The organism is Shinella sp. HY16, assembly GCF_028534175.1.
GTDB lineage: Bacteria > Pseudomonadota > Alphaproteobacteria > Rhizobiales > Rhizobiaceae > Shinella.
This window is the reverse complement of record NZ_JAHYXL010000002.1, coordinates 989,309-1,011,856: the sequence shown is the minus strand read 5'-3', so window position 1 is coordinate 1,011,856 and position 22,548 is coordinate 989,309. Positions and strand designations below refer to the sequence as shown.

Here is a 22,548-nt window from a genome sequence, read left to right as displayed (position 1 = left end):
TTGGGGGCGGGTTGCCGGGCGCGATTCCGGCCGGCCCTTTCTCGTCATCACGGGCATTGCCATGAACGGTCATATCTTTTTGGAGAGAAACGAACCGACAGGATGGCTGCAACGGCGATCGTACCCATGTGCCACTTCCAGCCCGCTTCAAAGCCGCCCGTCAGGTCGTGCAGGCTTGAAACGATCAGGGGCGGGAGCGCCGTCAGGAGGAACCCGCCGCCCTGCACCAATGCCGACAGGGCGCCGGCGCGGGCCGGGTCGGAAAAATGATCGAGCGTCACAACAAGGGACAGGGCGAAGCAGCCGCCGAAGCCCATGCCGGTCAGCACCACGAACAGGAAGGGAGCGGCGTCCGGGGCCAAAGCGAAGCCGGAAAAGCCGATGAACTGGCAGGCAAGAGTGAGCCACAGCCAGGGGCGGTGGTCACGTCCGGTCCGGCTGGCGAGCATCGGAACCGCCAATGCGGCGAACGCTTGGCAGATCGCCATGATCGCAAGGAGGCTGCCGCTGGCCGATGCGGTCCAGTCGTGCTCCCTGTAGTAGGAGGCGAGCCAGGCGACCACCGAGGAGTAGCCGCCGTTCGCCAACCCGAAGAAGACCATCAGCAACCAGGTTCGCGGACGGCCAAGGAGAGTCCCGACGATGTTCCGCTCCGGCGCCGGGACGTTCCCCCCGGCAGAGCAAACCAGACAAGCGACACCGCCAGAACCCCCAGAATGGCGAGAGACCCGAGCCCGATGCGCCAATCCCCGGTCCATTCGGCAATCATTGGCGGGATCTGGGCACCGACAGCGCCGCCACCGAGCAGCATGGCGGAGTAGAGGCCCATCACGAAGGCCGCGCGCCCGGGAAACAGCTGCTTGATGACGCCGGGAAAGATCGCCTGGACGATGGCGACGCCAAGCCCGGTCACCGCGGCGCTTGCCACAATCACCCAGGCGCTGGTGACAAACAGCCGCGACAACGTGCCGATGCAGACGATGACAAGCGCGGTGATCAGCACCCGTCGCGCGCCGGCAAGGCGTTGCAGGGCAGGGCCCAGAAACGCAAGGAAACCCATCAGGGCCATCGGAACGAATGTCAGCGAGGCGATGCCGTAGGAGCCAAGACCGGTTGCGACACTGATATCCTCGACAAGCGGTCCGATGCTCGTCAGGAAAGGGCGCAGATTGAGGCCGATGGCCGCGACGGTGATCAAGAGGATCCAGTTCGTCCTGTCGTCGCGCCTTGCCGGCATGGCGCGCAGCCCGCCGCAATGGCGGTGGGATGGAGAGCCGGTTTCGGGGTTTGGCCGGCGGCTCTTGCCGCCGCCGCACCGATCAGGCCAGACGCGCGTAGTGTCCGACGCCGACCGCTGTCATTGGCACCGCTTCGTGCCGGTATCCCACCGGACGGATCGGGCTCTTGAGCTCCCGTGCCGCAAGCATACGCTCGCGGCGGTGATCGGGGTGCACGATCGGCACGGCGTCCAGAAGCCGCCGCGTGTAGGGATGGGCCGGTGAGCCGAGCACAGCATCGCGCGGCCCGATCTCGATGATCTCTCCCAGATACATGACGGCGATACGGTCGCTGACGCGTTCGACCACTGCCATGTCATGGGAGATGAACAGGATGGAGATGGAAAACTCCTCCTGAAGCTCCGCAAGAAGGTCGAGGATCTGCCCCTGGATCGACACGTCGAGCGCAGAGACTGGCTCGTCGGCGATGATCACCTTGGGGTTCAGTGCGAGGGCCCGGGCAATGCAGATGCGCTGCCGCTGGCCGCCGGAGAACTGGTGGGGATAAAGTTCTGCCTGCGCCCGCGTGAGACCCACCCTTTCGAGCAGGGTAAAGACCCGGTCCCGGATTTCAGCCGCGCTTCCCACCCGGTGGATGTGCAGCGGTTCGGCGACGATCTGTTCGACGGACATGCGGGGATTGAGCGATGCATAGGGATCCTGGAAGATCATCTGGATACGCTTGCGCATGTCCACCATCTCCGATGCTCTGATTTCCTGCAGGTTCTTGCCCTGCAGCAGGATTTCGCCGCTGTCGGGCTGTATCAGCCGCATGATGCTTCTGCGGGTAGTCGACTTGCCGCAACCGCTTTCTCCCACCAGCGAGAGCGTTTCCTTTTCCTTGAGGTCGAAGGAGACGCCTTCCACCGCGTGGACATTCGCCACCACGCGGTGGAACATGCCCTGGCGCACGGCAAAACGTGTCACGAGGTTGCGAACGCTCAGAACTGCGCTCGGCTCGCGCGGTATTTCGGGCGCCGGCTGCGCTGCCGGGCTCGATACCGGTTCGACGCCGGTTTCCAGGCGCAGGCTGAGCTTGGGCGCCGCGTCGAGCAGCCGGCGGGTATACTCATGCCGGGGCGCGTTGAAGATGGCGGCGACATCGCCGCTCTCGACCACGTTGCCGTGCAGCATAACCACGACCCTGTCTGCGATCTCGGCAACGATACCCATGTCGTGGGTGATGAGCAGGATGGCCATGCCAGTCTTGCGCTGGATCGTCTTCAGCAATGCGAGGATCTCGGCCTGCACGGTCACGTCGAGCGCCGTGGTCGGCTCGTCCGCGATCAGGAGGTCGGGTTTGCAGAGGATCGCCATGGCGATCATGACGCGCTGGCGCATGCCGCCGGACATTTCGTGCGGATATCCGAAGGAGGGTACGCCGATGTTCCGCGACAATTTCGCGGTGCCGGCAAACGCGCCTCATCCTGAAAACGCGAAGATTTTCATCAACTGGATGATGGCCCCGCAAAACGCCGCTGCCGTCTCCAACGCCATCGCCTATGCCAATGCCACCCAGGCCGACCAGTTCCTCAGCGAACAATGGCGCAAGATGGACGCGATCAACATGCCGGAGGAATTCGCCTCGCGCCTCGTGCCGACGCAGGACTGCACCGGCAAGGCGCGCGAACTGCGCGACCGTATCTGGACCCGCCTGAAAGGCTGAGTTCGGGATCGAAGAGACGGGCACGGCTTTCGTCGTGCCCGACACTGTGAAAAGTAGACACAATGCGTATCACCTTCTTCCAGCCGCGCGGCACCGGTGGCATGTCCACCCATGAACGTCCCGATCGACAGTCCTAAAATCGTTGTGGGACAAGGACAGGCAGCGCTTCGCTGTACCTTCCGGCAAAGGCTGGAAAGTCCATGCTCTCGATGCCCTGCTGGCACCTTTGAACAGGTGAAAAGGCTTTGGTGCCGCCCGTCTTCATCCGGTCAAGAGCACGCACCTGGTCAGGTGGAAACCGCTTTGCGTCCAAACGAGAGCAGTTCACGGGTATAGGCCGCGGTGGGCGCGCGGATCACGTCCTCGGTCCTGCCGAACTCGATGACGTCGCCGCGGCGCATGACGAGCAGGGTGTCGGAAACATGCGCGACGACCTTCAGGTTGTGGGTGACGAAGAGCATTGAGAGACCGCGGCTGGCCTTGAGATCGGAGAGCAGGTTCAGGATCTGTGCCTGTACGGAGACATCGAGCGCCGATGTCGGCTCGTCGAGGACAAGCAGGTGAGGTTCCAATGCCAGTGCCCGCGCAATGGCGACGCGCTGTGCCTGGCCGCCCGACAGTTCGCGGGCGCGCCGGCCAAGGAAGTCGGCGGGAAGGCCGCAGTCGGAGAGAAGCCCGGCGATCCTTTCGCGCATTGCAGGGCCATTGCGCCTGCCTGCCGCCAGCATGGGTTCGGCAAGGATTTCTTCGATGGTCAGCCGCGGGCTCAACGACAGGAAGGGATTCTGCGAGACGACGCCGATCTTCTGCCGCGCCTGGCGGAGCGCATCGCCCTTCAGGGCCAGCCAGTCCTGACCTTCCAGGCGGATCGTACCGCTTTCGACCGGTAGCAGCCGGAGAATGGCACGCAGCAGGCTCGTTTTGCCCGAACCGCTTTCTCCAACGATGCCCAGCGTCTCCCCCTGTTCAAGGCGGAAGCTCGCGCCGTTGACCGCCGGTTTCGGATGTGCGGCGAAGAGGCCGGTGCGGTAGCGGATGATAAGCGTGTCGATGTCGAGAATGGGGGCCGAAGTCACGCCGCATCCTCCGGTAGATGGCAGAGCCAGTGGTGGGTATCACGACGGCGTCCCGGCGGCGCCGTGGCAGAACAGACGGGCATCGCCTGCGGACAGCGTGGGGCGAAGGCGCAGCCGACAATTACAGACCGCGGCGGTGGGATGGAGCCGTCGATGGCGGCGAGGCGCGCGCCATGCGGCGCGGCATCGGGAAGGGCCGAAAGCAGGGCACGCGTATAGGGATGGGCGGGGTGCCGGAGCATCGCACCGACCGGCCCCGTTTCGACGGAACGCCCAGCGTAGAGCACGGTGGCGCGGTCGCAGGCCTCCGCAATGACGTCCATGTCATGGGTAATCATCAGTACCGTGAGGCCGCGCTCGTTGACGAGTTTGCGCAGAAGCGCCAGCACCTGCGCGCCGACCGAAACGTCAAGTGCCGTCGTCGGCTCGTCGGCAATCAGGAAATCTGCACCGGTCGCCAGTGCCTGGGCGATGACCACGCGCTGCTGCATGCCGCCTGAGAGCTGGTGCGGGTAGCTCTTCAGCACCTTTTCCGGGTCTGGAAGGCCGGTTGCGGCCAGCAGCGCCGTTGCTTCTGCTTGGCGGACCGGCCGGGGCAGGTCGCGATGGGCGCGGATCACGTCGTCGAGCTGGCGGGCGATGCTGAGCACGGGATTGAGCGCGGCCGCCGGATCCTGCGAGATGAGGCCGATCCGTCGGCCGCGCAACCCCCGGGCATTTTCCCGGAGGTCTTCGCCGTCGAAATGGAATCGGTCGGCAGCGATGCGGGCGCCCTTCGGCACAAGGCCGAGCGCTGCCATGCCAGTCATGGTCTTGCCGCAGCCGGATTCGCCGATCACGCCATGGATTTGGCCGCGCTCGATTTGGAGATCGACCGAGCGTACGGCATGGACGTCGCCGTCGGGTGTTGGGATGCTGACGGAGAGGTTGCGGACATCAAGCAGAGCCACGGGCAGCACCTCCCTTGCGGTCGCGTAACGCATCACCGAGCACGCTGAAGGCGAGTGCGATGATGAAGATGGTCATGCCGGGCATGGCCGAGTACCACCAGCGCGCCGGGAAGAACTTCCGGCCGGCATCGACCATCTGGCCCCAGTCGGCAGTCGGCGGCAGCACACCGAGGCCGAGGAAGGAGAGTGCGGCGGCCGTCAGCAGCGCCGGCCCGACGTCAAGCGCAGCCTGCACGGTCAGCGGGCGCCCGGTCGCCGGCAGGATATGGCGGATGATGATGCGCGGATGGGAGACGCCGGCAAGCCGTGCGGCCTCGACATAGGGCTGGCCACGCAACACCAGCACTTCCGCCCGGGCGAGACGTGCATACCAGGGCCACCAGGTTACGGCGACGGCAATGACGCTGTTAAGGAAGCCCGGGCCAAGCGCTGCGGCCATCAGCACCGCCAGTAGCAGTGCTGGGAAGGCAAGGAAGACGTCCGTGCCGCGCATCAGCGCCTCGTCGATCCAGCCGCCGAAATAGCCGGCTGCGAGGCCGACCGGCAGACCGATGAGCAGCGAGAAGGCGACGATCAGCACGCCGTTTGTGAGGGATATGCGGGTGGCGTAGATGATGCGGCTCAGGATGTCGCGGCCGAGATGGTCCGTACCGAGCCAGTAGTCCGCGGATGGCGGGGAGAGCTTTGCTGCCACATTGGGTGCGCCGGCGCCCTGCGCCGGGTACGGCGCGATCCAGGGCGCCAGAATGGCGACGGCGAAGAAAAGGACGACGACCGCAAGCGCGATGGTGCCAGGCCAGCCGAGGCGTTGAACGAGCTTCTTCATGAGAGCGCCACCCGTGGATCGACCAGAGCCTGGGCGATGTCGATCAAGAGGTTCATCACGACATAGCAGATCGTCACCACCATGGTGACGGCAGCGATGACGGGGAAATCCTTGGCGAGGATCGCTTCGGAGACATAGCGGCCGAGGCCTGGCCAGGCGAAGATGATCTCCACCAGGACCGCGCCCGTCAGAGCGTAGGCGAAGGAAAGGCCGATCACCGTCAATGCCGGCCCCATGGCGTTGGGCAATGCATGGCCGAACAGGATGCGCGGTTCGGAAAGACCGAGCGCGCGAGCGGCGACAACATGACGGCGTTCGAGGATTTCGATCATCGCCGAGCGCGTCAGCCGCATGGCAACGCCGGCCGGATAGGAGGCCAGTGTCAGGGCCGGGAGGATCAGATGGGTCAGCGCACTTCCGAAGGCGTCCAGCCGGCCGGCGAGCAGCGCATCGATCATATTGAAGCCGGTCACCATCGGCAGCGGTGCGGAGATCGATATCTCGCGCGATAGGCGCCCGGAAAGCGGCAGAATACCCAGCCATTGAGCAAAAATGAGCTGGAGGATCATCGCGAGGAAGAAGGTCGGCATGGCGACGGCCGCGATGGAGCCGAAGCTGCCGATCCTGTCCGGCCATCGGCCCTGCCGTGCTGCTGCGACGACGCCGAGCGGAATGCCGATCAGCAGCGCAAGGCCGGTGGAGAAGATCGCAAGCTCAAGGGTCGCCGGTAGATAGGCCCGCAGATCCTCGGCAATGAGGCGCCGCGACTTGTAGGAGATGCCGAAGTCGCCGGATGCCATGGCTGTGGCAAACGTTGCGAAGCGGGCGGGAAGGGACGCGCCGAGGTTCAGTTCCTGACGCGCCTTCTCGATCTGCTCGGCCGTAGGGCGGGGCCCTGCATAGAGTGCTGCGGGATCCGAAGGAACCACCTGTGCCACCACGAAGACCAGAAAGGTCACGCCCACCACCACGAAGGCGGAAAGGACCGTGCGGCGCAGGATATAGCGTAGAAGTTCCATCAGACCCCCACGCGCCCTACCGGCTCAGTTCGTTGACGAAGGTGATGTGCCCGTAGGCCGGGTTGTCCGCATAGCCCTTGATGTCCGAGCGGATGACATGGACGTTGGGCTGATCCAGCATGAAGATCGCTGCCGCATCCTCGATCACCTTGCGCTGCGCTTCGATGAACAGGGCCTCTGCGCGCGGGCGGTCGGTGCCCGAGAGCTTGGCCGCCTCTTCGATCTTGGCATCCACCTCGGGGTTGGAGTAGTAGCCGAGGTTGAAGTTCGGCTTTTCCTCGCTGTGAAACAGGTTGAAGAGATAATCGTAAGGCGTAACGAAGGTTGGCCACCAGAACATGACGAAAATGTCCTGCGCGGCTTCCGGGCTCGACTTGCCGAGTTGCCACTGGGCCTCCCAGGCCATCGGCTGCAGTTTCAGCGTGATGCCGAGCGTTTCCAGGTTGGCCTTCCAGAGTTCGCCCGCAACGGCCTCGATCGCTTGCGCGGAGGAATAGGTCATCGTCAGTTCCAGGCCGGGCTCGATGCCTTCCTCCGCAAGCAGCGCCTTGGCAGCTTCGAGGTCGGTTTTCGGGATGGGCGCTTGGGCGTCGTGGCCCCAGATGCCGGCGGGAACGACACCCTTGGCACGCGTACCGAAACCGCTCGTGCCAGCGGTGATCACGTCGTCATAGGGGAAGGCGAGCGACAGGGCCTGGCGCACCTTGACCTTGTCGAGCGGCGCGCGCTTGACGTTGTAGAGGCCAAACAGCGTTTCGAAGGATGGATTGATGACGACGTTGAGGTCCGGATTGGACTTCAGCGCCTCGAGGTTCTCGTAAGGCAGGCTGTAGGTCCAGTCGGCCTGTCCGCTCTCGATCATGTTCTGGGCGAGCGTTGCATCCTCGGTGATCTCGAACGACACGGTCTTGAAGCCGTTTTCCGGCACTTTGCCCCAGTAGCCGTCTGCGCGGTCGAGTACGGCGCGCTGGCCCGGCTCGTAGCGGCTGATCTTGAACGGGCCGGTGCCGCCATCGTTGCCGGCGTTGAACCAGGCGTTGTCCTTGTCCTGGACCGAGGGGGCGTAGATCCAGGCGGCAAAGCCTGCCGAGGCGATGAGGTCGAGTGGCTGCGGTTCGGAAAGCTGGAAGACGACCTTCAACGGCTCGGGCGTTTCGATGGAGGTCACCGGTCCCCAGATGAAGGATGCGCCGCCACCGATTTTCTTGGTGCGCTCGATCGAGCCCTTGACGGCTTCGGAGGTGAGCGGGCTACCGTCGTGGAATTTCACGCCGTCCCGGAGGGTGAAGGTCCAGGTCTTGCCGTCGGTGCTCACGTCCCAGCCGGTGGCAAGCAGGGGCTCTATCTTCGCCTCCTCGGTGTCGGTCGCCGGAATGTAGCGGGCAAGGCCCTCATAGACATTGGCGAGCACCGCACCGTCGTTGGAGAACGAGGTGGCGGGGTCGAGATCCGGGAAACTGGTCGGGCAGGCAAGCGTGAAGATGCTGCCAGCGCCTTCCGCCATGGCGAAGTTCCAGCGCGCGCCGGCGGCAGCGAGGGTTGCGAGGGCCGTTGTCTTCAGAAAATTGCGGCGATTCATTTTCGTTCTCCCATGGAGGTTGGCCGGGGTGGACGCTCAGGCGCCTTCTTCGATGTATTGGGGGACGGCGAGGGCATCGGTGCTGATGCCCTGTGGCACGAAATCAAAATCATAACCGAATGCACGAGGACCGACGGATTCAAGCGCGATCGCGCTGCGCAGCAGCACCGGGGCCGGCATGGAGAGCACGTCGATACGCAGGCCGTAGCGCAATTCCTCCGTGCCGATGGCGCGGCCGGTCTCGGAATCGACGATGCAGATCAGGTCCGGCACCATGGTGATGATGTCCTCGCCTTCGCGGGCGATCAGATATTCGTTCTGGATCTCGATGGCGATCGAGCGGCCGGCATCGTCGTCAAGCCCGGCGACGGTGAGTGTGCCGCGGTTGAAACCGGCTGCGATGCGACGGGCGATATCGGTGACCTTGCCACGCATCAGGCGCACGCCGCCCGATTGCCTGAGGATCGCTTCCACCGGATCTTCCTTGGCGGCGCGGGCATTCAGCACGGCATCGCCGAGGCTCCAGGCCTGGCTCGTCGTGTGCGGCACGCCGTAGCGGCGCACGAAGTCGCCGGACATGGGCGCCGTCGTCATCAATGCCGTGCAGCCCATGGCGATCGTGCTGGCGCGCAGCAACTTCTCCAGCATCTTCGGCGTGGTCGCCTCGGTGACGATGAGGACGTTGCCGTCCGCATCGGCCAGCGCCGCTGGCTGGACGGGCTGGCCGTGAATGAAGAATGTGGTCATCTGCACTTCGGGGAAGGCGCGGCCCATGCCGTCGGCATCCACCACAGGCAGGTCGACCATGGCGGCGGTCAGCATGGGTGAAAGGCCGTTGCCGCCGCCCACCTCGTCGCCGAGCAGCGCATCGACCTTGCGGCCCATGTGGTGTTCGAGGGCATGGAGCAGCCGCACACCCTCAGCGCCTTCGGCGATCTTCTCGATGCCGACGGTCGGCGCGCCGATACCGCCGATGCCGATGATCTGTGCGTCGGGCGTCATGTCGGCCGGGCGCACCATGCGGATGCGCTTGCCCTCGCGCAGCAGTGCCTTGGCACGCAGCGACGCATGATAGGTGCTGCCGCCGCCGCCGGTGCCCAGAATGCCGCAGCCGATGGCGATGCGGTCGATATCCGCCTCGGTGAGCGTCCAGTACTTCATGCCCTGAGTTCTCCAATGACTTTCGCCGCGATGCGCACGGCGTTGCCGGGCAGGTAGGCCAGCGGCGTTTCCTCGATTTCGGCAAGGCTCACCGTTTCGTGCGCTGCACCCGCTTCGACAGCGCGTGCGCGCGCTTCGGCAACGATGGAGTCCAGCGCCTTCTCCCGTGTCGTGCCTTCCAGGGAGACGACGCTGTCCACTTCGCCGGAGACCTGCGCGATGGCTGCACCGATCGCATTGGCGGAGCCGAAATGATCCGGCTTCAGCGACACCGAGGTGCCCTCCAGCAGCCCTTCCACGAGCACCGAGCCGCCACCGACGAGGATAGCCGGGATCGGCTCGGCGCTCGGTTTCATGCGGTCGAGAACCGTCTCGATGCTGGCTTTCATCTGCGCCAGCATCTGTCGGGCGAATTCGGGTGTGATATGGCTGAGCCGGTCGCGGTCCCCGAGATCGACGAGGCCGGCGGCCACTGCGATGTCCGTCGCCGTCAGCGTGTCGCCACCGAAGCAGAGTGCTTTTTCCGGCAGGCGGAAGCCGACCGAATCCGGGCCGACTGTCGAGGGCGGTCCGGACCGCACGATGCTGCCACCGCCAAGGCCGAAGGAATAGACGTCCGGCACGCGGAAATTGGTCGGCACACCGCCGATCATCGCCCCTTCGCTGCGGGTGCGCGGGAAGCCGGCGACCAGCATGCCGATATCGGTGGTGGTGCCGCCGATATCGATCACCGCGGCGTCGGACAGTCCGGTCAGAAAGGCCGCTCCGCGCATGGAGTTGGTCGGGCCGGAGGCGATGGTGAAGACCGGATAGCGCTCGGCGAAGTCCGCCGCCATCAACGTGCCGTCGTTCTGGGTGAGGTAGAGCGGGCAATCGAGGCCGAGTGCGACGAAGGCCGAGCGGAAGGCGCCGATGGTCTCGTGGCCGAGCTTGTGCAGGCTTGCGTTGAGGATCGTGGCGTTCTCGCGGGGCAGAAGGCCGGTACGGCCGACACGGTGCGACAGGCTGATCGCGGCGTCCGGCATTTCCTCGGCAACGATTTCGGCCGCCTCGTTTTCCATGCGAGGATCCACCAGGGCGAAGACGGAGCAGATCGCGACGGCGGAGATGCCTTTGGCACGCCAGTCGCGACAGGCGGCACGGACTGCGGCCACATCAAGTGGGGCGATTTCGGAGCCGTCATAGTTCACGCCGCCGCCCACCATGGCTGCGCCGCCTTCGACGATGGGACGCAGGGTGTCGGGCCAGTCGATCATCGGCGGCAGAGAGCGCGTCGCTGCGCCGCAAAGCCTGAGAACACCGACCTTTTCAAGATGGCGCCCTTCGACGACGGCGTTGAGGAAATGCGTCGTGCCGATCATGACAGCGTTGACGGCGGCGGCGGTGATGCCCGCTTCGGCGAGCACCGTGCGGATTGCCGCGCCGACGCCAGAGGTCACGTCCGCCGTGGTCGAGGCCTTCACCGTTGCCAGAACATCGGTGCCGCGCAGCAGTGCCGCATCCGTATTGGTCCCGCCCACATCCACCCCAATGCGCAACATGGGTTATCCTTTCTTCTTGCCGCCGAGGTCCGTGCCGCGGCCGATCGCGGTGGTTCTCGTGCCGAATACCTTGTAGAGCCGCAGGACCGCCGAACTCGTCACGCGTTTGACGCCGGGCAGCTTGCCCAGTTCCTGATCCATGAATTCGAGAAGCGCCGCGTGATCGGCGACGAAGAGCGAGGCGCTGAGATTGGCTGTGCCGCTGGTCGCGGCCAGGTAGCCGATCTCCTCGTACTCCGCGAGCTGGATGGCAACGTCTTCTATCTTGCCGGCTTCGACCTCGATCAGAAGCTCGACCTGCACGTCACGTCCGAGCGCCACGGGATCGGGAATGGCGCCGATCACGATCATCTTCGCCTGGAGCAGGGCGGCGATGCGATTACGGATCGTGCGTTCGGAGACGCTGCCGATCCGGCCAGCGATTTCTGCCGCCGAGAGGCGCCCGTCCTCGGAGAGATAACGGATGATCTCGCGGTCCAGATCGTCAACGACATAACGCTGTGTCATGGGGCGTTTCCATTTCGGCCTGTTTTGAGCAGTAAATTTCCGAAACGGAATTGTGTCAAGAATATTTCAGCCGCATAGGGTGAATTTTTCCGAAAATGACCCGGATATGGTCCTTGGCATACGATTTGTTGCCGAATCGGAAATCAGCGGAGTGCCATGACGTGTCGTCTGGGTGGCGCGCTAGGGTTTGCTGATCCTTTTGAGGGGATCTCTGTCAAGGCAGGCGAGCGCACCAGGCGGCGCTGAGGTGGGGCGACCCCGGCACGGCTGCCTTCCGCGCTTGGTGCTTGTCACCACTCGTCGGGTGCCTGATCCTGACGCAGTTGCCCGGTGGATGCCATGTCGGTGACGAGATGGGTGGCATGGCCGCCCTTGAGCACGGCACGGATAGCATCCGTCTTGTTGGCGTCGCCGGCCACGCACAGCCGCCGCGGGAAGCTGAGCAGATCGTCGAGTTCGATGCCGATGACGCGGTTGTCGAAATCGTCGGCAATCTGCCGTCCTCGCCATCGATGAAGCGGCAAATCAAGACCGCGGCGGCGCCGAGATTGCACCATGATGGCCGCGCAGAAATCCGCGGAAAGTTCCCGGTTTCCCGCAGATGCGCCGGTGACCTGCACCACGCTCAGGCCCTCGAGGGGGCGGGGGTAGTTCCAGGATGATGAAAAATACATAAAGACATAAGTATTTCTTTATGTCTATTGACAATCTGGCCCGGATACCATGAAGTCCTGATGTCGTGGTTCCCTGGAGCGGTTCTGCCTCTCCAGGGCTAAGAGGGAATCCGGTGCGCCGATCATTCGGCAATGCCGGGGCTGCCCCCGCAACTGTAAGCGGTGAGCCGCTGTCCAGGATGTCACTGAGGCGCCTGCCTTGGGAAGACGGACAGCAGTGACGACCCGTGAGCCAGGAGACCTGCCAAGACGAAACAACGTCCACGGGCGGGGTGTCCCGGTGGTTGCTGCGGTCCGTCTTTGACGGGGATGGCCGCACGCGTCCGCTTACCCATGCCCCCACCAACCAATGGGGTATGACAATGTCCAACAAAACTCTCTCGGTCGGCTCTCTCGGCTTTCCGCGCATCGGTCGCCACCGCGAATTGAAGTTCGCGCTCGAAGGTTTCTGGTCCGGCAGGATCACCGAAGACGATCTTCTTGAAACTGCGAAGACGCTGCGGGCGGAAGCCTGGATGCTCCAGCGCGATCGCGGGATCACCAAAATCCCCTCGAACGACTTCTCCTTCTACGACCATGTGCTCGATACCGCGGTCATGGTGGGCGCAATCCCGGCGGATTATGGCTGGGAGGGCGGCGACGTGCCGCTGTCCGTCTCTTTCGCCATGGCGCGCGGCAGCCAGGAGGGGGGGCACGCCGGTTGCGGCCATGCCCATCACGGCCACGGCGTTCCCGCGCTCGAAATGACCAAGTGGTTCGATACCAACTACCACTACATGGTGCCGGAGGTTTGCGAGGATCAGGTCTTCACGCTGACCGGGCAGAAGCCGGTCGATCATTTCCTGGAGGCCAAGACGCTTGGCATCCATACGCGTCCGGTCGTGCTTGGACCGGTCACGTTCCTGAAACTTGCCAAGGCTCGTCCCGCGACCTTCAAGCCGCTCGATCTTCTGACAAGGCTGCTGCCGGTCTATGAAGCGTTGTTCCGCCGGTTGCACGCCGCCGGTGCGGACTGGGTGCAGGTGGACGAACCGGTCCTCGCCCTTGACCTGACCGAAGGCGAGCGCCATGCCTTCAAGGTGGCCTACGCGGCCTTCGCGGCGGCCGTTCCTGAGCTGAAGATCATGCTCACCACCTATTTCGGGTCGTTGGGCGACAATCTCGATGCCGCAGCCGCACTTCCGGTCGCCGGCCTCCATGTCGATCTGGTGCGCGCTCCGGAACAGCTTGATGCGGTTGCAGCGGCTATGCGTCCCGATCGGACCCTCTCGCTCGGCGTCGTCGACGGCCGCAACATATGGCGTGCAGACCTTGCCGCCCTTCTGGAGCGGTTGGCACCGGTCGTTGCCGTGCGCGGGGTCGATGCCATCGAGGTCGCCGCGTCGTGCGCATTGCTGCATGTCCCTGTCGACCTCTCCCTGGAGACGGCACTCGACGAGGATCTGAAAGCCTGGTTGTCCTTCGCGACCCAGAAGCTGGATGAACTCGCGATCCTCGGCAGGGGCCTGGCCGCGGGCAAGGATGCCGTCCGGCAAGCCGTCGACGATGCCACGCAGGCGATCACCGCCCGGGCTTCCTCGCCGAAGGTGACCGATCCCCTCGTCCAGGGCCGCATGGCCGGTATCGACGGGGGGATGAAGAAGCGCTTGAATACCTTCGAGGACCGGCGGCGCCTGCAGGCGGCGGCGATCGGGCTGCCGCTGTTTCCGACGACGACGATCGGTTCGTTCCCGCAGACCGGCGAGGTTCGCAAGGCGCGGTCGGCGCATGCCAAAGGTGCCCTCAGCTATAAGGACTACGAGGCATTCCTGCAGAAGCAGACCGAGGACGCCATCCGCTGGCAGGAGGAGATCGGCCTCGATGTGCTCGTTCACGGCGAGTTCGAGCGCAACGACATGGTGCAATATTTCGGCGAGCAGCTCTCCGGTTTCGCCTTCACGCAGTGCGCCTGGGTACAGAGCTACGGATCGCGCTATGTGCGCCCGCCGATCATTTTCGGCGACGTCTCCCGCCCCAACCCGATGACGGTACGGTCGTGGCGGCACGCCCAGTCGCTCACCGAAAAGCCGGTGAAGGGCATGCTGACGGGGCCGGTGACGATCCTCAACTGGTCCTTCGTGCGGGACGACGTTGCGCGCAGCACGGTTTGCCGGCAGATTGCGCTCGCCATCCGCGACGAGGTTCTGGATCTCGAAAGGGCTGGTGCGAAGCTGATCCAGATCGACGAGGCTGCGCTTCGTGAGGGCCTGCCGTTGCGCCACAGGGACTGGCGGCACTATCTGGACTGGGCGATCGAATCCTTCCGCCTTTCTTCGGCGGGCGTCGCGGACGAAACCCAGATCCATACCCATATGTGCTATTCGGAGTTCAACGACATCATCGCGGCCATTGCGGCGATGGATGCCGACGTTATCTCCATCGAGACGTCCCGTTCCAGGATGGAGCTGCTCGATGCCTTCCGGAGCTTCAAGTATCCGAACGAGATCGGCCCCGGTGTCTACGACATCCATTCGCCGCGCGTGCCCGACGTCAAGGAGATGGCAGACCTCATCACACTGGCGCGGGAGCGTCTTGAGGATCGCCAGATCTGGGTCAATCCCGATTGCGGCCTCAAGACCCGCAAATGGGAAGAGGTAAAGCCGGCGCTCCTGAACATGGTGGAAGCGGCGCGGCAGCTGCGCGGGTCGCGCGCTGCGGCGGCCTCGGGGCGGTGAGCACCACGCGCCGATCGACGATGCCGGGAGCAATCCCGGCGTCTGCGGGGCCGCGTGGTCGCACTGGCCGCTGCCGGCGAATTGTATTGCTGGCCGGAGCAACGAGCACGACGGCTTGCGCGCAGTTTCGGTGGCTCAGGAGGATGCTTGCCTTCCTGTCACAAGAGGAAACGCCGGGCAATCGCCGTCACCTCCCGGGTGAGACCGGCCAGCCGATCCGCGGCGAGGCGGTTTATCTGCCAGGAGAGCGGAATGTCGAGGGGGGTCTGTGGGCGCAGTGCCACCAGCCGCCCCGTCTTCAGATGCGCTTCAGCGAGCGGTTCGGGGTTCATACCCCACCCCAGGCCGGCAAGGCTCGCATCAATGAAGCCCTGCGTTGAAGGCAGCCAATGCGCCGGGCAGGCGAGGTCCTGCCCGAAGACCTGGCGGACCCAGCGGTTCTGCAGGCGGTCCTTCTGGTTGAAGACGAGCGACGGCGCGCGCATCAGCGCCTCGACCGTGACGCCTGCCGGGAAGTGCCGCTCCATGAAGTCCGGGCTCGCCGTCGCATGGTAGCGCAGCGTGCCAAGCGACAGGCGGCGACAGCCCTGCACCGGTTTCTCAAGGCTGGTGACCGCTGCCAGAACGCGGCCGCGCTGCAGCCATTCGGCGGTGTGATCTTCGTCGTCGATCGCGACATTCAGCAGATAGGGCGCATCCTTCGAGAAGTTCGCTATGGCTGTGAGGAACCACGTCGCGAGGCTGTCGGCATTGGTTGCAATGTGCAGTGTGACGGCCTTGCGGGTTTCGTCGGGCGGGGCGAGGGCCGGCAACTGGTGCAGCAGCTCGCTTTCCAGCATGCCGACATTCTCCATGTGCCGGCAGAGCCATTCGCCCGTATCCGTCGCGGTGCACGGGTTGCCGCGCGCGATCAGCACGGTGCCGAGCCGTTCTTCCAGCTGCTTGACGCGCTGGGAGACGGCGGAGGGTGTCACGCCCAGAAGGCCGGCCGCCTTTTCGAAGCTACCCGACTGCACCACGGCAGCGACGGCGCGGAGAGCGGAATAGTCGAACACGAGTTAGTTTTCCTTAATTGGAGTAAGAAGCATTAATTATACTAAATAATCTTGCGGCGCTATGGGGGACATAGCGAAGAGGGGGCACCGCCGCGCATGAGCTTTTCCGTCTATGTCACCGGCCTTTCCATGGGCCTCAGCCTGATCCTCGCCATCGGCGCGCAGAACGCCTTCGTGTTGCGGCAGGGGCTGCGCAACGAGCATGTCTTCGCCATCTGCCTTACCTGCGCCCTGTCCGACGCGATACTGATCCTCATCGGCATCACCAGCTTCCGGCAGATCGCCGCGGTGCTTCCCTGGCTCGAGCCGGTGATGCGCTATGGCGGCGCTGCGTTCCTCGTCTGGTATGGCGCAAAAAACCTCTGTTCCGCTTTTCGCTCCTCCGGCGCGCTCTCGGCGGGGGAGGGGAAGGCTGCCGGCCTCGGCAAGGCGCTTCTCACCTGCCTTGCGCTCACCTGGCTCAATCCGCATGTCTACCTCGACACGGTCGTATTGTTGGGCACGATCTCGACGCGCTTTCCCGGCCTGGAATCCTCTTTCGCCGCTGGCGCAGTGACGGCCTCGTTTCTGTTCTTCTTCTCGCTTGGCTATGGTGCGACGAAGCTGCGGCCGGTCTTTGCCAATCCAGCCGCCTGGCGGGTGCTGGAGGGGATTGTCGCGGTGACAATGTGGCTGATCGCCTTCAAGCTCGCCAGCGGTCTATGATCGGCAGCACAGAGGGGGAGCCATGACTATTTTTCGCGGCCTTTCGGCCTTTTCCATCACGCCGACAGATACGGCCGGCCGTGTTGATACGGTCGCGCTTGCCGGTCTGCTCCAGCGCATCCAGGCTGCGGGTGCTGATTCCGTTGGCCTTCTCGGCAGCACCGGCGGCTATGCCTTCCTGTCGCGCGACGAGCGGCGCCGGGCTGTCGATGCGGCGATGAAGAGCGTCGGCGGGAGGATCCCGCTCATCGTCGGCGTCGGCGCGCTGCGCACCGACGAGGCCGAGGCGCTCGCCCGTGACGCAAAGTCGGCCGGGGCCGATGGCCTGCTGCTCGCCCCCATGTCCTACACGCCCCTGACGGAGGAGGAGGTTTTCCAGCACATGGCCGCGGTTGCGACGGCGGGTGGCCTGCCGCTCTGCATTTACAACAATCCCGGCACCACCCGCTTCGTCTTCGGCGAAGGCCTGATCGCACGACTTGCACGATTGCCTGATATTGTTGCCGTCAAGATGCCGCTGCCGGCGGACGGTGATTTCTGCGCGGAACTCGCCCGGCTGCGCGTCCTGACGCCGAAGGATTTCTCCATCGGCTACAGTGGGGATTGGGGCGCGGCGCAATCGCTGCTTTCCGGCGGCGATGCCTGGTACAGCGTCTCGGCCGGCCTGCTTCCCGCCGAAGCCCTTGCGCTCACCCGCGCCGCGATGGCCGGTGACCGGGCCGACACGGAGCACCGTGACGGTTTTTTCCAGCCGCTCTGGGTGCTTTTCAGGGAGTTCGGCAGCTTCCGTGTCATGTATGCCATCGCCGATCTTCTCGGCCTTTGCTGCGTCACGCCGCCGCGCCCGATCCTGCCACTCGGTCCCGATGACATGCCGCGGGTGAAAGCGGCGCTTGAAAGCCTCGGTCTCAGGATCTGACACCCTTCGATCGGCGCTGAACCATGTGCCAGACGGCATGCCTTGGCTTCGTTCGCGTCATCGCCAGCGTGATCGTCCTGATACGGCCCGCGAAGACGAGACCCGTTGCGGCAAGCCCGTAGCGGCACGCATTCCCCCCTGTGCTGGCTGTCGGGCATGCGCGCCCGGCTTGCGCCATACGCTTTGGCAATCCGCGTGGCCTGAGCGGCGACCGTGTTCTCACACCGTCAGGTGGCGGCGGGCTTCTTGCGTGTCGAGCGTCTCGGCCGCGCCCTGGTGCACGATCTCGCCGCGGTCCATGATGTAGACGTGGTCGGCAAGCTCGCGGCAGAAATCGAGGTATTGCTCGACCAGCAGGATGGCCATGCCGGTGGAATCGCGCAGATATTTGATCGCCCGGCCGATATCCTTGATGATCGACGGCTGGATGCCCTCGGTCGGCTCGTCCAGCACGAGGATTTTTGGGCGCGTCACCAGCGCCCGGCCGATGGCGAGCTGCTGCTGTTGGCCGCCCGAGAGATCGCCGCCGCGCCGGCCGAGCATGGATTGCAGCACCGGGAACAGGCTGAAGATCTCGTTCGGGATGAAACGCTCCGAGCGCTTCACGGGAGCATAGCCGGATTCGAGGTTTTCCTTGACTGACAGCAGCGGGAAGATTTCTCGCCCCTGCGGCACATAGCCGATGCCGTGCTTGGCGCGGTTGTAGGGCGCCATGCCGTCGAGCTTCACGTCGTTGAACGTGACGGTGCCGGCGGAGAGCGGGTGCTGGCCGGTGATGGCACGCAAGAGGCTGGATTTGCCGACACCGTTGCGGCCGAGCACGCAGGTGATCTTGCCCATCTCGGCGGCGAGCGAGATGCCGCGCAGTGCCTGGGCGGCACCGTAGTGGAGGTTGGCTTTTTCGACGGTCAGCATGCGTCGGCTCCTTTTGTGGTGGAGGCCGTGTCACCTCCCTCTGCCTTGCCGGTCTCCCCCGCAAGGGGAAGGCTGTCGCATATGGAATTCGACGTAGCCGTTTTCCCCTTCTCCCCAGCGGGGAGAAGGTGGTCCGAAGGGTCGGATGAGAGGTTGATACGGAAGGAGTCTTCCGCTTTTTTGCCTTCGGCATCCCCCTCATCCGCCTGCCGGCACCTTTTCCCCGCTGGGGAGAAGGGGATGTAGCAACGGTTTCTCGCCATAGGCGATCGCCCTCCTCTTGCGGGGGAGACCGGCAGGGCAGAGGGGGGTGCCCAAGCAACCTGCTCCAGCGAAAGAAACACCGAATACATCCTCACCTCCCCAGATAGTTCTCGATGACCTTCTGGTCGGCGCTGACGAAATCGATCGAGCCTTCCGCCAGAACCGAGCCTTCCGCAAGGCAGGTCACCTTCACGCCGAGATCGCGGATGAAGCCCATGTCGTGCTCGACGACGACGACCGAGCGCGTCTTGGCGATTTCCTTCAGCAGGATCGCCGTCTCCGCCGTCTCGGCGTCCGTCATGCCGGCGACGGGTTCGTCGACCAGCAGCAGTTCCGGCTCCTGCGCCAGCAGCATGCCGATCTCCAGCCATTGTTTCTGGCCGTGGCTGAGGTTGGCCGCAAAGTCGTCCTTGCGGTTCATCAGGCGCACGGTCGAGAGGATTTCCTCGATGCGTGCCTTGTCCTCGGCGGTCAGGCGATAGAACAGCGTGGAGAAGACGCCACGCTTGCGGTTCAGCGCCAGTTCCAGATTGTCCCAGACGGTGTGGCTCTCGAAGACCGTCGGCTTCTGGAATTTTCGGCCGATGCCGAGCTGGGTGATCTCGGCCTCGTCCTTCTGGGTGAGGTCGATTACGCCCTTGAAGAAGACTTCGCCGGAATCCGGCCGCGTCTTGCCGGTGATGATGTCCATCATGGTGGTCTTGCCCGCACCGTTCGGGCCGATGATGGCGCGTAGCTCGCCGGGCTCGATGACGAAGGACAGCGAGTTCAGCGCCCTGAAGCCGTCGAAGGAGACGGAGACGCCGTCGAGATAGAGGATGCTGGTGGGCTTTGCATTGCTTGCGAGCGTGTTCATGCCGATTACTCCGCCGCCTGGGGTTCTGCCGCCGCAAAGGTGCGCGCCTCTTCGACGGCTTTCGCCTTGCGATAGTCCCTGCGCCGCTCGACAAACTGCCGCGCGGTGCCGACGATGCCCTTGGGCAGGAACAGCGTGACGAGCACGAAGAGCCCGCCGAGCGCAAACAGCCAGAATTCCGGGAAGGCGGCGGTGAAGATGCTTTTTCCCCCATTGACGAGGATGGCGCCGACGATCGGGCCGATCAGCGTGCCGCGCCCGCCGACCGCCGTCCAGATGACGACCTCGATGGAATTGGCCGGGTCGAACTCACCCGGATTGATGATGCCGACCTGCGGCACATAGAGCGCACCCGCGACGCCCGCCATCATGGCGGAGACCACGAAGGCGAAGAGCTTCATGTGCTCGACGCGGTAGCCGAGAAAGCGCGTGCGGCTTTCTGCATCGCGCACGCCGACGAGGATTTTTCCATATTTCGAGCGCACGATGCCCGAGGTGATGATGAGCGAGAGGGCGAGCGCGATGGCGGAGGCGGCGAAGAGCGCCGAGCGCGTGCCGTTCGACTGGATGTTGAAGCCTAAAATGTCCTTGAAGTCGGTGAGGCCGTTGTTGCCGCCGAAACCCATGTCGTTGCGGAAGAATGCGAGCAGCAAGGCGAAGGTCATCGCCTGGGTGATGATCGACAGGTAGACGCCATTGACGCGCGAGCGGAAGGCGAACCAGCCGAAGACGAAGGCGAGCAGGCCGGGCACGAGGATCGCCATCAGCGCGGCGAACCAGAACATGTCGAAACCGTACCAGAACCAGGGCAGTTCCTTCCAGTTGAGGAAGACCATGAAATCCGGCAGCAGCGGATTGCCGTAGGAGCCGCGCGCGCCGATCTGGCGCATCAGGTACATGCCCATGGCATAGCCGCCGAGCGCGAAGAAGGCGGCGTGTCCGAGTGAGAGGATGCCGCAGAAACCCCAGACGAGATCGAGCGCCAGCGCCAAGAGGGCGTAGGTGAGGTATTTGCCGAACAGCGAGACGATGTAGGTCGGGACGTGCAGCGGGTGGTCCGGCGCGGTCAGCAGGTTCAGCGCTGGCACGAGGGCGGCGAGGACCAGCAGGATCGCGACCGTGATGACGATGTTGCGCCCGAGGGCTTTTGCGAGAAACGAGGTGATCATGCTTCCACCGCCCTGCCTTTGAGTGCGAAGAGCCCGCGCGGCCGCTTCTGGATGAAGAGGATGATCAGCACGAGCACGAGGATTTTACCCAGCACCGCGCCGGCATAGGGTTCCAGGAACTTGTTGAGGATGCCGAGCGTGAAGGCGCCGACCAGCGTGCCCCAGAGATTGCCGACGCCGCCGAACACCACGACCATGAAGCTGTCGATGATGTAGCCCTGGCCGAGGTTCGGCGAGACGTTGTCGATCTGCGAGAGCGCGACGCCGGCAATGCCGGCAATGCCCGACCCCAGGGCAAAGGTCAGCGCATCGACCCAGGGCGTGCGGATGCCCATGGACGAGGCCATGCGGCGGTTCTGCGTGACGGCGCGCATCTGAAGGCCCATCGGCGTCTTCTTCAGGAGGAAGAGCAGGAAGGCGAAGACGGCGAGCGCAAAGAGGATGATCCACATGCGGTTCCAGGTGACCGTGAGGCCGCCGAGCTCGAAGGCGCCGGACATCCAGGACGGGTTGCCGACCTCCTGGTTGGTCGGGCCGAAGATCGAGCGCACGGCCTGTTGCAGGATCAGCGAGACGCCCCAGGTGGCGAGCAGCGTTTCGAGCGGCCTTCCATAGAGGAAGCGGATGATGCCGCGCTCCATGACGAGGCCGACGGCGCCGGTGACGAGGAAGGCGAGCGGCAGCGCGATGGCCAGCGACCATTCGAACAGGCCCGGCCAGGCGGCGCGGATATAGGCCTGCACCACGAAGGTGGTGTAGGCGCCGAGCATGACCATCTCGCCATGCGCCATGTTGATGATGCCCATCACGCCGAAGGTGATGGCAAGGCCGATCGCCGCGAGCAGCAGCACCGAGCCGAGCGACAGGCCGTACCAGATGTTTTGCGCGCCGGCCCAGAGCTCAAGCTGGTCCTCGATCTCTCGGATGCCGGCCTCGATATCGGGGCGCAGGCTTTCATCGGCGGAGGCGAGCGCCCCGGAGAGCAGCGACAGCGAGTCCCGCCCGCCGGTCTGGACGACCGTCGCGACGGCGGCCTTCTTCTCCTCCACCGGGCGATCTGACACCAGGATGGCGGCGGCGCGGGCCTTTTCGAGCACGGCCTTGACCGCACCGTCGGTTTCCGCGGCAAGCGCCGCGTCCAGCCCTTCGAGCGCATCGGCGGATGGCGTGCGCAGAATGGTGCTGGCCGCCTGAAGGCGCACGGACGTGTCGGGGCTCATCAGCGTCAGGCCGCCGAGCGCGGCACGGATCACCCGGCGCAGCCCGTTGTTGACCTTGACCTTTTCGAGCGCGGCCTTGGCTTCCTCGCCCGCCGCATCGCCCGTCAGGGCGTCGATCAGCGCGAAATTGGCGCCGGCCGGCTTGACGATGAAGACGGTGCCGTCGGCCTTGCGCTGATAGAGATCACCTTCGGCGAGCGCTTCGAGGGCGGGCACGATCTTGGGATCGCCGGTCTTCGCCAGCGCTTCGACCTGTTTCCGGTTTTCCTGGAAATTGCCGCCGCCGAGCGCATTGACCATGCTGCGCAGGTCGTCTGCCGCGCGAAGGTCGGTGGCGAGCAGCGTCACCATCACGCAGACGGCGATGAGCAGGCATTGCAGGAAACGATGGATGAGCCGCGTGTGCATCTCATGGCCTCGAAGCGTTGGGTTATGTGGCCATTCCGAGTGGCGGG

At 64.6% G+C, this 22,548-nt stretch carries 19 protein-coding genes, 1 pseudogene and 1 riboswitch; of the genes and pseudogenes, 4 read left to right on the top strand and 16 right to left on the bottom strand.

What is annotated here, in order from left to right; genetic code table 11:
- Positions 1 to 47: 47 nt before the first annotated feature.
- A pseudogene (locus tag K0P03_RS25175) lies at positions 48 to 1,237 on the bottom strand (cyanate transporter).
- An 82-nt stretch (positions 1,238 to 1,319) separates the two neighbouring features.
- Positions 1,320 to 2,618, bottom strand: coding sequence for a dipeptide ABC transporter ATP-binding protein (locus K0P03_RS25170; RefSeq protein WP_272790924.1), 1,299 nt, complete (start codon positions 2,616 to 2,618; stop codon positions 1,320 to 1,322).
- Here K0P03_RS25170 and K0P03_RS25165 point away from each other — a divergent pair.
- Complete coding sequence (locus K0P03_RS25165) at positions 2,593 to 2,943, top strand: extracellular solute-binding protein (protein ID WP_272790922.1); 351 nt, start codon at positions 2,593 to 2,595, stop codon at positions 2,941 to 2,943. The two genes, K0P03_RS25170 and K0P03_RS25165, sit on opposite strands and share 26 nt — an antisense overlap.
- 287 nt (positions 2,944 to 3,230) lie before the next feature.
- Here K0P03_RS25165 and K0P03_RS25160 read toward each other — a convergent pair whose 3' ends face one another.
- The 9 genes from K0P03_RS25160 to K0P03_RS25120 all read right to left on the bottom strand — a co-directional run bounded on the left by K0P03_RS25160 (position 3,231) and on the right by K0P03_RS25120 (position 12,225).
- A complete protein-coding gene (locus tag K0P03_RS25160) occupies positions 3,231 to 4,019 on the bottom strand; it encodes an ABC transporter ATP-binding protein (RefSeq protein WP_272790921.1) in 789 nt (262 codons plus the stop codon).
- Positions 4,016 to 4,969 (bottom strand): ABC transporter ATP-binding protein, encoded by a 954-nt coding sequence (locus K0P03_RS25155; protein WP_272790919.1) that lies wholly within the window; start codon positions 4,967 to 4,969, stop codon positions 4,016 to 4,018. The genes K0P03_RS25160 and K0P03_RS25155 overlap by 4 nt, the downstream gene beginning before the upstream one ends.
- Entirely contained in the window at positions 4,956 to 5,795 is an 840-nt protein-coding gene (locus K0P03_RS25150) for an ABC transporter permease (RefSeq protein WP_023515761.1), read from the bottom strand. The genes K0P03_RS25155 and K0P03_RS25150 overlap by 14 nt, the downstream gene beginning before the upstream one ends.
- The gene (locus K0P03_RS25145) at positions 5,792 to 6,814 is read right to left on the bottom strand and encodes an ABC transporter permease (RefSeq protein WP_272790918.1); all 1,023 of its coding nucleotides are present in this window, start codon (positions 6,812 to 6,814) and stop codon (positions 5,792 to 5,794) included. The genes K0P03_RS25150 and K0P03_RS25145 overlap by 4 nt, the downstream gene beginning before the upstream one ends.
- A gap of 16 nt (positions 6,815 to 6,830) precedes the next feature.
- Positions 6,831 to 8,393 (bottom strand): ABC transporter substrate-binding protein, encoded by a 1,563-nt coding sequence (locus K0P03_RS25140; protein ID WP_272790917.1) that lies wholly within the window; start codon positions 8,391 to 8,393, stop codon positions 6,831 to 6,833.
- 36 nt (positions 8,394 to 8,429) lie between these two features.
- Positions 8,430 to 9,554, bottom strand: a complete 1,125-nt coding sequence (locus K0P03_RS25135; protein ID WP_272790916.1) for a DUF917 domain-containing protein — start codon at positions 9,552 to 9,554, stop codon at positions 8,430 to 8,432.
- Positions 9,551 to 11,095 (bottom strand): hydantoinase/oxoprolinase family protein, encoded by a 1,545-nt coding sequence (locus K0P03_RS25130; RefSeq protein WP_272790914.1) that lies wholly within the window; start codon positions 11,093 to 11,095, stop codon positions 9,551 to 9,553. The genes K0P03_RS25135 and K0P03_RS25130 overlap by 4 nt, the downstream gene beginning before the upstream one ends.
- A 3-nt stretch (positions 11,096 to 11,098) precedes the next feature.
- A complete protein-coding gene (locus K0P03_RS25125; protein ID WP_023515766.1) occupies positions 11,099 to 11,602 on the bottom strand; it encodes an Lrp/AsnC family transcriptional regulator in 504 nt (167 codons plus the stop codon).
- 290 nt (positions 11,603 to 11,892) lie between these two features.
- Positions 11,893 to 12,225 (bottom strand): sugar-binding domain-containing protein, encoded by a 333-nt coding sequence (locus tag K0P03_RS25120; RefSeq protein WP_272790913.1) that lies wholly within the window; start codon positions 12,223 to 12,225, stop codon positions 11,893 to 11,895.
- A 100-nt stretch (positions 12,226 to 12,325) separates the two neighbouring features.
- A riboswitch (cobalamin riboswitch) is annotated at positions 12,326 to 12,539 on the top strand.
- A 99-nt stretch (positions 12,540 to 12,638) separates the two neighbouring features.
- Between K0P03_RS25120 and metE the strand changes: the two genes are divergently transcribed.
- Entirely contained in the window at positions 12,639 to 14,990 is a 2,352-nt protein-coding gene (gene metE / locus K0P03_RS25115; protein WP_272790912.1) for a 5-methyltetrahydropteroyltriglutamate--homocysteine S-methyltransferase, read from the top strand.
- Positions 14,991 to 15,148: 158 nt separating this feature from the next.
- On the opposite strand, the gene K0P03_RS25110 is transcribed toward metE, so the two are convergent.
- Positions 15,149 to 16,045: a LysR family transcriptional regulator ArgP gene (locus K0P03_RS25110; protein ID WP_050746688.1), complete on the bottom strand. Its 897-nt coding sequence runs from the start codon at positions 16,043 to 16,045 to the stop codon at positions 15,149 to 15,151.
- Positions 16,046 to 16,141: 96 nt separating this feature from the next.
- On the opposite strand from K0P03_RS25110, the gene K0P03_RS25105 reads away from it, so the two are divergent.
- Both K0P03_RS25105 and K0P03_RS25100 read left to right on the top strand, forming a co-directional pair.
- Entirely contained in the window at positions 16,142 to 16,750 is a 609-nt protein-coding gene (locus K0P03_RS25105) for a LysE/ArgO family amino acid transporter (protein ID WP_023512952.1), read from the top strand.
- 22 nt (positions 16,751 to 16,772) lie between these two features.
- Positions 16,773 to 17,669, top strand: coding sequence for a dihydrodipicolinate synthase family protein (locus K0P03_RS25100; RefSeq protein ID WP_050745719.1), 897 nt, complete (start codon positions 16,773 to 16,775; stop codon positions 17,667 to 17,669).
- Between the two features lie 219 nt (positions 17,670 to 17,888).
- Here K0P03_RS25100 and urtE read toward each other — a convergent pair whose 3' ends face one another.
- From urtE to urtB, 4 genes are all read right to left on the bottom strand, one after another.
- A complete protein-coding gene (gene urtE / locus K0P03_RS25095) occupies positions 17,889 to 18,584 on the bottom strand; it encodes an urea ABC transporter ATP-binding subunit UrtE (protein WP_050745718.1) in 696 nt (231 codons plus the stop codon).
- A gap of 355 nt (positions 18,585 to 18,939) precedes the next feature.
- Positions 18,940 to 19,704 carry an urea ABC transporter ATP-binding protein UrtD gene (gene urtD / locus K0P03_RS25090; RefSeq protein WP_272790911.1) on the bottom strand — a complete coding sequence of 255 codons (765 nt, stop codon included), beginning with the start codon at positions 19,702 to 19,704 and terminating at the stop codon, positions 18,940 to 18,942.
- A gap of 5 nt (positions 19,705 to 19,709) precedes the next feature.
- Positions 19,710 to 20,873, bottom strand: coding sequence for an urea ABC transporter permease subunit UrtC (urtC, locus tag K0P03_RS25085; protein ID WP_272790910.1), 1,164 nt, complete (start codon positions 20,871 to 20,873; stop codon positions 19,710 to 19,712).
- Positions 20,870 to 22,501, bottom strand: a complete 1,632-nt coding sequence (urtB, locus tag K0P03_RS25080) for an urea ABC transporter permease subunit UrtB (RefSeq protein ID WP_272790909.1) — start codon at positions 22,499 to 22,501, stop codon at positions 20,870 to 20,872. The genes urtC and urtB overlap by 4 nt, the downstream gene beginning before the upstream one ends.
- Between the last annotated feature and the right edge of the window lie 47 nt (positions 22,502 to 22,548).